Genomic DNA, 11,674 nt, shown 5'->3' with positions numbered 1-11,674 from the left:
TGGTCACCCGCCACGGAAGAAAGAAAGAAGAGCAACAGCGGGTCGCGCGCTTCGCTTGCTCGGAGCCGAGCATGGCTCGGCTCTACAAGGGCAATGCAGAACCAAATAAAAAGGACGCGGCGAACGCCGCGTCCTTTTTGTTTTCCATCAGTTCGTCAGTAACCCAATGCTCTTTCCCACCGTCACCGGGAAACTGTCGGGGGTGGGGCGGTGTGGGTTGGCAGGACCGTTGGCGCCATGGATGGCGCCATCGAGCCCCCAGGGACGGGTTCACGGCGTGTCCTGCCAACCCACACCGCCCCACCCAACAAGCAGCAACCCAGAGCCGCTTTGGCTTTGGCTTTGGCTTTGGCTTTGGCTTTCAGCCGTTGACGTTGCCCGCCGCAGGCGGACCACCGCGCGTCAGCGCGGCGCCTCCACATCCAACCCGATCGGGCAGCTCACGCCGGTGCCGCCGATGCCGCAGTAGCCGTTCGGATTCTTCGCCAGGTACTGCTGGTGATAGTCCTCGGCGTAGTAGTACGCCGGTGCCGGGTACACGATCTCGGTGGTGATCGGGCCGTAGCCGGCCGCATCCAGCTGGGCCTGGTAGGCCTCGCGGCTGGCCAGCGCGGCAGCGTACTGTGCCTCGTCGGTGGCGTGGATCGCCGAACGGTACTGGGTGCCGGTGTCGTTGCCCTGGCGCATGCCCTGGGTCGGGTCGTGGCTTTCCCAGAACAGCTGCAGCAGCCGTTCCAGGCTCACCACCGCCGGGTCGAACACCACCTGCACCACTTCGGTGTGCCCGGTCAGGCCCGAGCACACTTCTTCATAGGTCGGGTTCGGGGTGATGCCACCGGCATAGCCGACCGAGGTGCTGTACACGCCCGGCTCGGTCCAGAACTTGCGCTCGGCGCCCCAGAAACAGCCCAGCGCGAAGCGGATCTGCTGCAGGCCGGCGAAGCGGTCCTTCAGCGGATGGCTGTTCACGAAGTGCTGGTTGCTGTGCAGCGGCAATGGCTGCTCGCGCCCCGGCAATGCCTCTTCCGGGCGCGGCAGGCGCTGCTTGAAGGCCCCGATGCCGAGGATGCCCTGGCCAATTCCCAACATGATGCGCTCCTACGCCGGCAGTCCGGCCATATCGTCTGCATCGGAAATGGGGTCGGCGGCGGCCTGGCCCAAGTCCAGCGCCGCGATGATGGCCTCCGCCTGCGGCCGCGCCGCGTCGGGGATGCCGACCCGCAACACACCGAACAACGGCAGCTCGCCCATGCCCCCCAGCAGCTGCTCGCCGAACACGAAGGCGGGGATGCCGGCGTTCTCCAGCGCGTGCTTGACCAGATGGGCGTCGAACAGGTTGTCGGCCTTGTACACGATGTGCATGCGGCTCCTCCTCGGGGCAGGGCTCCAGCATACGCCCGGGGGCTGAATGGTGCCGAGGGTGGGATCCGAGGTTGCCGGCCAGCGGCCGGCACTACCAGAGGGTGGGGCCGGCATTGCAGGCAAGGGGAGTGCCGGCCGCTGGCCGGCATCCCCACACCCCACCGGGCAGCCCTGCCCCGTACGCGCTAGACTGTTGGTCTTTCTGCCTTTCTTTTCGCCGACTCATGTCCGAGCACACCCCCGCCAGCCCCGAGACCCCCGCCGACAGCCACGAAAAGCGCGATTTCATCCGCCAGATCGTGCGCGAGGACCTGGCCAGCGGAAAGCACCAGGCGATCAAGACCCGCTTCCCGCCGGAGCCGAACGGCTACCTGCACATCGGCCACGCCAAGTCGATCTGCCTGAACTTCGGCATCGCCGGCGAGTTCAGCGGCGTCTGCAACCTGCGCTTCGACGACACCAACCCGGCCAAGGAAGATCCGGAATACGTGGCCGCGATCCAGGACGACGTGCGCTGGCTGGGCTTCGAGTGGAACGAGCTGCGCCACGCCTCGGACTATTTTCAGGCCTATTACCTGGCCGCCGAGAAGCTGATCGAACAGGGCAAGGCCTACGTCTGCGACCTGTCGGCCGAGGAAGTGCGCGCCTACCGCGGCACCCTGACCGAGCCGGGCCGCCCGTCGCCATGGCGCGACCGCAGCGTCGAGGAAAACCTCGACCTGTTCCGCCGCATGCGCGCCGGTGAATTCCCGGATGGCGCGCGCACCCTGCGCGCGAAGATCGACATGGCCAGCGGCAACATCAACCTGCGCGATCCGGCGCTGTACCGCATCAAGCACGTCGAGCACCAGAACACCGGCAATGCGTGGCCGATCTACCCGATGTACGACTTCGCCCACGCGCTGGGTGATTCGATCGAAGGCATCACCCACTCGTTGTGCACGCTGGAATTCGAAGACCACCGCCCGCTGTACGACTGGTGCGTGGACAACGTCGATTTCGCCCATGACGACGCACTGACCCAGCCGCTGGTCGATGCCGGCCTGCCGCGCGAAGCGGCCAAGCCGCGCCAGATCGAGTTCTCGCGCCTGAACATCAACTACACGGTGATGAGCAAGCGCAAGCTGATGGCGCTGGTCACCGAACAGCTGGTCGACGGCTGGGAAGACCCGCGCATGCCGACCCTGCAGGGCCTGCGTCGCCGTGGTTACACCCCGGCCGCGATGCGCCTGTTCGCCGAGCGCGTAGGCATCAGCAAGCAGAATTCGCTGATCGACTTCAGCGTGCTGGAAGGCGCGCTGCGCGAGGACCTGGACAGTGCCGCACCGCGCCGCATGGCAGTGGTCGATCCGGTCAAGCTGGTGCTGACCAACCTGCCGGAAGGCCACGAAGAGCAGCTGACCTTCAGCAACCACCCGAAGGACGAGAGCTTTGGCAGCCGCGAAGTACCGTTCGCACGCGAAGTGTGGATCGACCGCGAGGACTTCGCCGAAGTGCCGCCGAAGGGCTGGAAGCGCCTGGTCCCGGGGGGCGAAGTGCGCCTGCGCGGCGCCGGCATCATCCGCTGCGACGAAGTGATCAAGGATGCCGACGGCACCATCACCGAGCTGCGTGGCTGGCTGGATCCGGAATCGCGTCCGGGCATGGAAGGCGCCAACCGCAAGGTCAAGGGCACCATCCACTGGGTCAGCGCCGTGCACGGCGTACCGGCCGAGATCCGCCTGTACGACCGCCTGTTCTCGGTGCCGAACCCGGACGACGAATCGGAAGGCAAGACCTACCGCGATTACCTCAACCCGGAATCGCGCCGCACTGTCACCGGCTATGTCGAGCCGGCCGCGGCCAGCGCCGCGCCGGAGCAGTCGTTCCAGTTCGAGCGTACCGGCTACTTCGTGGCCGACCGCCGCGACCATACCGCAGCCACGCCGGTATTCAACCGCAGCGTGACCCTGCGCGATACCTGGTCGGCCTGAGGGCCTGCGCGGGCGCCTGGATGGCGCCCGCACGACCGCGACGATGATCACCGCCCTTTCCGTCCTGCTCTGGTTCATCTCGCAGCATCCGCTGCTGACGTTCTTTGCAGCAATGGTGCTGGCCGGGCTGGTCTCGTGGTGGCGGCGCTTTCCGGGCTACGCCATCGTGGTGTTCCCGCTGGCGATGCTCAACATGTTCCTCGGCCACTTCCTCAACGCCGCCTTCCTCAACGTGGTGGGCGAGCGTGGTGAAGCGGTGATCGTCAAGACCGAGCGGACCAGCTCCACGCTCAACGAGCAGTACATCTGGCGCTACGAAGGGGTGCTGCGTACCGCCGAGGGCCGCGACGTGGACGTGGTGTTCCACACCAACACCGCTTCGCTGTGGCCGCTGGAAAACGCCATCCGTATCCCGGCGCGCGACCAGCCGTTCTTGGTCAAGTACACGCCGGGCTTCCCACGCAACTTCGTCATCCTCACCAACGAGTCACCGCACGGCGTCGCCCAGGCCCGGGCCAGCGCGCGCGAGCGGGTGGAGGTGGCGGCACGCAAGCTGCATTTCAGCCCGGGCAATGCCGGTTTCCGCGCGGACTATCGCCGCGAGCTGGAAACCTGGCTGCGCGACCACGGCAACGATCCGCAGCAGCAATCCGACGCGCAGCGATATCGCGCCGAGCTCGACGTACTCGACCGCTAGCCCCAGGCCCTGCCTGGATGTTCCGCCTTATCCATCCACAGGCCTGACATGACCACGAGCGCCACCGCCCTCCTCCCGCTGCTGCAGCAGGCCCTGCAGGACACCGGCACCGCCAGCCGCATCGACGGCAACGCGCTGCTGCTCGACAGCGGCCTGCGCCTGACCCCGCATGCAATGGCCGCGCAGGCGCGCGACAAAGGCGGCTGGCAGACCTCCACCGTCATTGAAAGCCAGCATCCGCAGTTGTTCGCCGATGGCCTGTTCGAGTACCAGCACGCAAATGGTGCCGATGAGCAGGCATCGCTGTTGTCCGGCTTCCAGGCCTGGGCCCGGGTGGACCTGGTGACCCTGCAGACCGCGATCGGCGCCCAAGACGCACAGGGCCTGCCGATGATGGGCCTGACCTATCCGGTCGGCGACGAGGGTGAGGAACATCAGCGCACCGTGGTGCTGGGGCCGTTGGCGCACTACCGTGCACAGGACGTGGATGCCTCCACCTGCAGCGAAGACGATCATGGCTCCTGCCCCTGCTGCCTGTTCACCCGCAGCATGGAGGCCTTCGACGAGCTGCTGAAAGCCCGCCATTTCCTCGCCATCCGCCTGTTCGCCTCGCGCGATGCCGACGGCCTGTGCGAGGCCGATTGCCGGGTCAACGGCCACGACTTCGCCGCCGCCCTGCCCCTGCTGCGCGCCTATGCTGCCAGTTGGCCGCAGGCCGGGCTGGAATTCCGCAAGCAGTACGTGGTGATCCGCACCGGCTCGCCGGGCTGAGCCCGGCCCACGCGCGGTACAGGCCGGTGCGGCTACACTGCGCGCCGGTTTCCCCAAGCAACCGCACTTTTTCCCATCCCACACGAGGCACCCCCGCGATGCTGTACGCGCAAGTCCACCTGACCCTTCCCGCCTGGATCCACGACCAGATCGACCTGGATCGTCGATATCCGGGCGATGAGGCCAAGGTCGCGCTGGCGATCGAGCTGTCGCGGCTGAACGTCGAGCACGCCAGTGGCGGTCCGTTCGGTGCGGTGGTGTTCGGACCGGACGACAAGGTCATCGCCGCCGGCGTGAACCGGGTGATGCCGCACGCGACCTCGCTGGCGCACGCCGAGAACATGGCCTACATGCTGGCCCAGCAGCGCCTGCAGACCCCGCGCCTGAACGCGGTGCTGTCGCCGGTCACCCTGGCCACCAGCTCGCAGCCGTGCTGCCAGTGCTACGGCGCCACCGTGTGGGCCGGCATCGACCGCCTGCTGATCGGTGCCAACTCGGCCGACGTCGAGGAACTGACCCCGTTCGATGAAGGCCCGCTGCCGGCCGACTGGGTGGGTGAACTCAACAAGCGCGGCATCGAAGTGGTGCAAGGCCTGAACCGCGACGCCGCGCGCAGCGTGCTGCGTGCCTATGGGGAAAGCGATGGCGCCCGTTACTGAAACCGGCATAGGCCTGCTGTGCCTGTGCCGGCAGGGCTTCGAGCCCGAGCTGGCCGGCGAGCTGCAGTTCCGCGCCGGTGAAGCCGGTTTCGCCGGCTATGCGCGCACCCAGCGCAATGACGGCTACGTGCTTTTCATGTGCGACGAAGCCGCCGCGCTGGCGCCGCGCCTGCGCTGGCGCGAGCTGATCTTCGCGCGGCAGAAGCTGGTGGTGCTGGCCGAACTGCCGCAGCTGGACCCGGCGGACCGGATCACCCCGATGCTGGAAGTGCTGGCCGATGCGCCGCGCTTCGGCGACCTGTGGGTGGAACACCCCGATTCGGACGCCGGCAAGCCACTGTCCGGTCTGGCCCGTGCCTTCGGCAATGCACTGCGCCCGGCGCTGCGCAAGGCCGGCAAGCTCACTGATAAGCCGAACAACCGCCTGCCGCGCCTGCACGTGGTGTTCGTCGACGGCACCCATGCCTTCGTCTGCGTGGCCGACCCGACCGACAGCGCGCCGTGGGCACTGGGCATCCCGCGCCTGAAGCTGCTGCCCGAGGCGCCTTCGCGTTCGGCACTGAAGCTGGACGAAGCACTGCTGACCCTGCTGACGCCGGAAGAACGCGAAGCACTGGCCAAGCCCGGCATGCGTGCGGCCGACCTGGGCGCCGCCCCCGGCGGCTGGACCTGGGTGCTGACGCGCCAGCACATGCACGTGCTGAGCATCGACAACGGCCCGTTGCGCCAGCATGTGCTGGATACCGGCCTGGTCGAGCACCTGCGCGCCGATGGCTTCCACTGGCACCCGGAACAGCCGCTGGACTGGATGGTCTGCGACATGGTCGAGCAGCCGCGCCGCGTGGCCGAACGCATGGCCACCTGGTTCCGCGAGGGCTGGTGCCGGCATGCGATCTTCAATCTGAAACTGCCGATGAAGAAGCGCTGGGACGAAACCCGGCTGTGCCTGGACCTGTTCCAGGACCAGGCCGGCAAGCCGCTGGTGGTCCGCGCCAAGCAGCTCTATCACGACCGTGAAGAGATCACCGTGCTGGCTTCGCCGCTGCGCTGATCCGTCATCGGCGGCACAGGTTGCCGGGAGTACGCTCCCGGTACCCTCTGGCAAGGAGCCTGTCATGAACCTTCCGCGTGCTGCGCTGCTGTTGACCATCCTGCTGGCCTCGCTACCGGCCATCGCCCAGCACGGCCCGTCCACGCCGGCGCAGAGCCAGCCGCTGGGCCCCACCGGCGGCGCGATCCGCCAGCAGCCGCTGGATGCCGGCCGGGTCAGCGGCAGCGTCGAGATTCCGCAGCCGGCCGGCGAAGCACAGGTGACCGTGCGTTCGCTGGAACCGAGCAGCGTGGTCGGCCAGTACCGCGTCCATTTCGCCGCGCTGGATGTGAACGGCGACGGTTTCATCAGCCGCGAGGAAGCACAGGCCAATCCGGCGCTGGCCGACGAATTCAATTCGCTGGACCGCAGGCACCGCGGCAAGCTGGACCGCACCGACCTGGCCGGCTGGCTGGTGGATTGAAAAAGGGGACGGAGGGGATTAAGTCGTATGTGCACAAACGACTTAATCCCCTCCGTCCCCTTTTTGCTTCAGACGCCGGCGGCGCGCTTCCAGAACGCCTGTACCAGCGGCGGCCATTTGCCGACACAGCCCAGCGCGCGGCCACGGGCCAGGGTCAAGTGCATCTCGTCGTTGGAGAACAGGCGGTTGATCGCATCGAAGCTGTAGGCGGCGATCTGGTTGTCGCTGCGCCGTTCGCGTGCCCAGCGCTGCAGGCGCTGCGGCGACAGCCGCGGCTGGCCACGGCGCTCGGCCGACGGCGCCAGCCACTGCTGCAGGGCGGCGACATCGCGCAGGCCCAGGTTCACGCCCTGCCCGGCCAGCGGATGCACCACATGCGCGGCATCACCCAATGCCAGCACGCGGCCGGCCACGTAGTGACGGGCCAGTTGGCGACGCAGCGGGAAGGCCGCACGCGGTGACGCCAGTCGCAGCTCACCCAGCCGTGCCGCGAAGGCGCGGGTCAGTTCCCGGTTGAAGGCGTCCTCGTCCAAGGCCAGCACACGTGCCGCCTCGTCCTCGGGCAGGGTCCAGACGATCGAGCTGCGGCGCTCGGCCACCGGCAGCAGCGCCAGCGGCCCGCCCGGCAGGAAACGCTGCCAGGCGGTGGCCTGGTTGGGAAGATCGCTGTCCACGTAGGCCACCACGCCACGCTGGTGGTAGTCATGCTTTTCAACCTCGATCCCGGCCAGTTGGCGCAGGGTCGATTCGGCGCCGTCGGCGGCCACCGCCAACGCCGCTTCCAGGCGACGCCCGTCATCCAGGCGCAGGCGCACGCCGTCGTCGTCCTGCTCCAGCGCGTCCACCCGTGCCGGGCAGTGCAGCTGCACGCCCGCCGCCGGCAACGCCGCCCACAGGCGATCCTGCAGCAGGCCGTTCTCGACGATGTAGCCCAGTTCACGACGGCCGAAGCGATCGGCATCGAACAGCAGATCTTCGCCACCGGCCGCATCCCACACCTGCATGCGCCGGTAGGGCCAGGCACGGGCCTGCGCGATCGCCGGCCACACACCGAGGCGGTTCAGCAGCTGAACGTTGTCAGCAGCGAAGGCGAACACGCGCAGGTCAGGCTGTGCGGCCTGCCACGGCGCGGGCTCACGACCTTCCACCAGCGCAACCGACAGGCCGGCATCGGCCAGCGCCAGCGCGCACGCGGCACCGACCACGCCACCACCGACGATGGCCACATCAAGGCGCATGCGCCGGCTCATGCGGCTTCTCCGCGGCACAGGCGCGGCACTTCGCCGCGGAAGCCCATCGCGCCACCGACCAGCATCGACTGCACCGAGGCGCGTTGCGCGGCCACCAGGCCGAGGCTGCGCAGCGGCCGCATCAGCGGTGCCGGATTGCTGGTCAGCCGTGCCAGGCCACCCGAGAACGCCACCGTCTGCCGTCGGTCTTCCTGGCGGCGCGCAACATAGGCGTGCAGCAGCACATCGCTGCCGGCATCCTCGTGCGCATCCTCCAGCAGTTCGGCCAGGGTCAGCGCATCGCGCAGGCCCAGGTTGAAGCCCTGCGCACCCAGCGGATGGATGGTCTGCGCGGCATTGCCCAGCAGCACCGTGCGTTCACCGGCCAATGCGCGCGCCAGCACCTGGATGAGCGGGTAAGCGCTGCGCGGGCCGGATTCGAGCAGCCGACCGGCACGCCAGCCGATCGCATCCTGCAGGCGCTGCAGCCAGGCCGCATCGTCCAGCGCCATCACCGCATCGGCCTGGTCCCGCGCCACGCCGTGCACGGTGCCGAAGTGGCGGTCGCCGCGCGGCAGCAGGGCGGTCGGGCCGGTATCGGTGAAGCGCTCCCAGGCCGTGCCATCCGGCGCGCGCTGGCTGCGCACGCGGGCTACGAACAGGGTCTGCTGGAAATCATGCCGGTCGACCTCGATGCCCAGCGCGCCACGCACACCGCTGGTCGTGCCATCGGCACCGACCACCAGCCGTGCCAGCAGTACGCGCTCGCCGGTCTCGTCGGCCACCCGCACCTGGCGGTAGCCGTCGACCACCTCGCCCAGGCCCAGGAACCGCATCGGCCGGTAGCGCCGCAGCTGCGGCAGCTCCTGCAGGCGCGCTTCCAGCGCCTGGCCGAAGTCACGCGCGACAACCACCTGGCCGAACCACGGCCGGTCGTAGTCGGAAGCCTCCAGCTGCACGCGGCCGAAATCGCCGGCGCGGCTGACATGGATGCGGCGGATCGGGCCCGGCGCCATCGCCAGCTTCTGCATGACCCCCAACGCGGTCAGCGCGTTGACGGTCGCCGCGGCGAAACTGAGGTTGCGCTGGTCGAACACCGCCGGCAGCTCGCCGGCCGGGCTGGCTTCGAGCAGGCCCACGTCGCGGCCCAACCGGTCCAGGGCAATGGCCAGGCTGGCACCGACCAGGCCGCCACCGACGATCAGCACGTCATGTCGTTCACTCATGGTGTTCATGATACGCGCTCGCCCCGCCCGGACACCCAACAGCCCCCGACCTGCGCCAACCGGCGCGGCGGGCTAGAATGAAACCTGAATCCGCTCCGGGCCCGCTGCCATGTCCGCCACCGCCAACCGTGCCTTCGTCCTGTCCGTACTCGTGCTGTTGCTGGCGGCGACCCGGGTCAACCACTTCGCGGCGATCCCGGATGCCTCCTGGGCGGTGTTCTTCATCGGCGGCTTCTACCTGGCTGGCTGGACCCGCTGGGCGTTCCCGCTGCTGATGGTGTTCGCGGTGCTGGTGGACTGGATCGTGATCCGCAGCAGCGGCCTGGATTTCTGGCAGCACTACTGCGTGTCGCCGGGCTACTGGCTGCTGCTGCCGGCGTATTTCTCGCTGTGGGCCGGCGGCATGCTGCTGGGCCGCAACTACCAGGGGGCACGCTGGCCGGTACTGGCCAAGGGCGCGCTGCTGCTGGTGGCCTCGGTGGCGGTCTGTCACCTGCTCGCGCAGGGCGGCTTCTACTGGACCAGCCGCAACGTGGCCGAGCCGACGCTGGCCGGCTGGGCACAGAACTACGCACAGTGGTTCGGGCCGTACCTTCGCACCACCGCCATCTACGTGGCGCTGGCCTCCGCCCTGCAGCTGGCCGTGGAGCAGGTACTGAAGCTCCAGCAGGCCCGCCGCGACATCCGGCACTGAGCCGCGCCATGGGTCATCGCCTCTCGCGCATCTATACCCGCACCGGCGACGACGGCAGTACCGGCCTTGGCGACGGCCAGCGCGTGGCCAAGGATGATGCCCGCGTGGCGTCCTACGGCACTGTCGACGAAGCCAATGCCGCACTCGGCCTGCTGCTGGCCACGGCGCTGCCCGACGACGTGCGCGCGCTGGTGGTGCATCTGCAGCACCAGCTGTTCGACCTGGGCGCCGAACTGTGCATCCCCGGCCACGCCGCGATCCACGCCGCCGATGTGTCGGCACTGGAACAGCAGCTGGACCACTACAACGCCAGCCTGCCGATGTTGAAGGAATTCATCCTGCCAGCCGGTGGCGAGGCCGCCGCACGCTGCCACCTGGCGCGCACCATCGTCCGCCGCGCCGAGCGCGAGACGGTCACCCTGGCCCGCCACGACGCCGTGCGCAGCGAGGCGCTGCAGTACCTCAACCGGCTGTCGGACCTGTTGTTCGTGCTGGCCCGGGTGCTGGCCCGTGCCGATGGCCATGGCGAAGCGCTGTGGCAGCCACAGCAGCGCCAGCGCTGAGTCGGCACGATGCTGGTCTTCACCCATCCGTCCTGCCTGCTGCATGACCCCGGCCCTGGCCATCCGGAGTGCCCGCAACGCCTGCAGCATGTGCTCGATGCCCTGCACGCCGCCTTCCCCGGCCAGCTGGACTGGCGCGAGGCGCCGCCGGCCAAGTTCGGCGAACTGACCCGGGTCCACGACAGCGCCCTGCTCGACTTCGTGCTGCAGCCGCAGACCGCGCCGCTGCGACAGCTGGACATGGACACCTGGACCTCGCCCGGCTCGGCCAGTGCCGCCGTGCATGCCGCCGGCGCCGGCGTGGCGGCGGTAGATGCGGTGATGCTGGGCGAGGACCCGCTGGCGTTCTGCGCGGTGCGGCCACCGGGCCACCACGCCACCAGCAGCACTGCGATGGGCTTCTGCCTGCTCAACAACATCGCCATCGCCGCCGCCTACGCCCGTGACCGTCATGGCCTGGAGCGCATCGCGGTGGTCGATTTCGATGTCCACCATGGCAACGGCACCCAGGACATCTTCCAGCACGACGCCCGGGTCTCGTACTACAGCACCCACCAGGCCGGGCTGTTCCCCAACTCCGGCCTGCGCCGCGACCGCGGTGCCGGCAACCTGATGAACATCCTGCTGCCCCCCGGCAGCGGCGGTTTCCGCTTCCGCAATGTGTGGGCCGACGAGATGCTGCCGGCCATCGACGACTTCCGGCCGCAGCTGCTGCTGATTTCGGCCGGCTTCGATGCCCACCTGCGCGATCCGCAGGCCGACCTGATGCTGGAAACCGACGATTTCGCCTGGATCACCCGCGAACTGCATGCGCTGGCGCGCCGCCATGCGGCCGGCCGGGTGGTCTCGATGCTGGAAGGCGGCTATGACCTGCAGGCCCTTGCCGAGTGCAGCGTGGCCCATGTCCGGGCCCTGCTGCCCCCCCCACCGGGCAGCGTCTCCGGATGAACCCGAACCGGCAGGATCCGACGCCCTTCATTGCCCCT

13 protein-coding genes are annotated in these 11,674 nt (G+C 68.7%); 9 read left to right on the top strand and 4 right to left on the bottom strand.

All coding sequences use genetic code 11. From position 1 onward, the window contains the following. Positions 1-402: 402 nt before the first annotated feature. Both msrA and QP609_RS03595 read right to left on the bottom strand, forming a co-directional pair. The gene (msrA, locus tag QP609_RS03600; RefSeq protein WP_032956996.1) at positions 403-1,068 is read right to left on the bottom strand and encodes a peptide-methionine (S)-S-oxide reductase MsrA; all 666 of its coding nucleotides are present in this window, start codon (positions 1,066-1,068) and stop codon (positions 403-405) included. Between the two features lie 30 nt (positions 1,069-1,098). Next, positions 1,099-1,362, bottom strand: a complete 264-nt coding sequence (locus tag QP609_RS03595; RefSeq protein WP_014646000.1) for a DUF2007 domain-containing protein — start codon at positions 1,360-1,362, stop codon at positions 1,099-1,101. Positions 1,363-1,586: 224 nt separating this feature from the next. Here QP609_RS03595 and QP609_RS03590 point away from each other — a divergent pair, with 224 nt between their 5' ends. The 6 genes from QP609_RS03590 to QP609_RS03565 all read left to right on the top strand — a co-directional run bounded on the left by QP609_RS03590 (position 1,587) and on the right by QP609_RS03565 (position 6,976). Then, entirely contained in the window at positions 1,587-3,335 is a 1,749-nt protein-coding gene (locus QP609_RS03590; RefSeq protein ID WP_014645999.1) for a glutamine--tRNA ligase/YqeY domain fusion protein, read from the top strand. Positions 3,336-3,378: 43 nt separating this feature from the next. After that, positions 3,379-4,032: a hypothetical protein gene (locus tag QP609_RS03585; RefSeq protein ID WP_197621365.1), complete on the top strand. Its 654-nt coding sequence runs from the start codon at positions 3,379-3,381 to the stop codon at positions 4,030-4,032. Positions 4,033-4,080: 48 nt separating this feature from the next. Beyond that, positions 4,081-4,803, top strand: a complete 723-nt coding sequence (locus QP609_RS03580) for a DUF6348 family protein (RefSeq protein ID WP_075077070.1) — start codon at positions 4,081-4,083, stop codon at positions 4,801-4,803. Positions 4,804-4,901: 98 nt separating this feature from the next. Continuing rightward, entirely contained in the window at positions 4,902-5,462 is a 561-nt protein-coding gene (locus QP609_RS03575) for a nucleoside deaminase (RefSeq protein WP_004154307.1), read from the top strand. After that, on the top strand, positions 5,446-6,513 hold the full coding sequence (rlmM, locus tag QP609_RS03570; RefSeq protein WP_169412716.1) for a 23S rRNA (cytidine(2498)-2'-O)-methyltransferase RlmM: 1,068 nt from the start codon (positions 5,446-5,448) through the stop codon (positions 6,511-6,513). The genes QP609_RS03575 and rlmM overlap by 17 nt, the downstream gene beginning before the upstream one ends. A 64-nt stretch (positions 6,514-6,577) precedes the next feature. Beyond that, positions 6,578-6,976 carry an EF-hand domain-containing protein gene (locus QP609_RS03565; protein WP_197621366.1) on the top strand — a complete coding sequence of 133 codons (399 nt, stop codon included), beginning with the start codon at positions 6,578-6,580 and terminating at the stop codon, positions 6,974-6,976. Between the two features lie 68 nt (positions 6,977-7,044). Here the strand turns inward: QP609_RS03565 and QP609_RS03560 are convergent, their stop codons facing one another. Next, positions 7,045-8,226, bottom strand: coding sequence for a UbiH/UbiF family hydroxylase (locus QP609_RS03560; RefSeq protein WP_049440151.1), 1,182 nt, complete (start codon positions 8,224-8,226; stop codon positions 7,045-7,047). Then, positions 8,223-9,431 (bottom strand): 2-octaprenyl-6-methoxyphenyl hydroxylase, encoded by a 1,209-nt coding sequence (gene ubiH, locus QP609_RS03555; protein WP_197557515.1) that lies wholly within the window; start codon positions 9,429-9,431, stop codon positions 8,223-8,225. The genes QP609_RS03560 and ubiH overlap by 4 nt, the downstream gene beginning before the upstream one ends. A gap of 109 nt (positions 9,432-9,540) precedes the next feature. Here ubiH and QP609_RS03550 point away from each other — a divergent pair, with 109 nt between their 5' ends. From QP609_RS03550 to QP609_RS03540, 3 genes are read left to right on the top strand one after another with little or no spacing between them, the layout of a single operon-like run. After that, a complete protein-coding gene (locus QP609_RS03550) occupies positions 9,541-10,125 on the top strand; it encodes a hypothetical protein (RefSeq protein WP_053495544.1) in 585 nt (194 codons plus the stop codon). Between the two features lie 8 nt (positions 10,126-10,133). Further along, the gene (locus QP609_RS03545; protein ID WP_014645991.1) at positions 10,134-10,688 is read left to right on the top strand and encodes a cob(I)yrinic acid a,c-diamide adenosyltransferase; all 555 of its coding nucleotides are present in this window, start codon (positions 10,134-10,136) and stop codon (positions 10,686-10,688) included. Between the two features lie 9 nt (positions 10,689-10,697). Further along, positions 10,698-11,636, top strand: coding sequence for a histone deacetylase family protein (locus QP609_RS03540; RefSeq protein WP_014645990.1), 939 nt, complete (start codon positions 10,698-10,700; stop codon positions 11,634-11,636). The last annotated feature ends 38 nt before the right edge of the window (positions 11,637-11,674 follow it).

The sequence above is a fragment of the Stenotrophomonas sp. 8(2023) genome (assembly GCF_030345295.1).
Taxonomy (GTDB): Bacteria; Pseudomonadota; Gammaproteobacteria; order Xanthomonadales; family Xanthomonadaceae; genus Stenotrophomonas; species Stenotrophomonas muris.
Note: the sequence above shows the minus strand (reverse complement) of the source record. Positions and strands in the feature narration are given on the sequence as shown.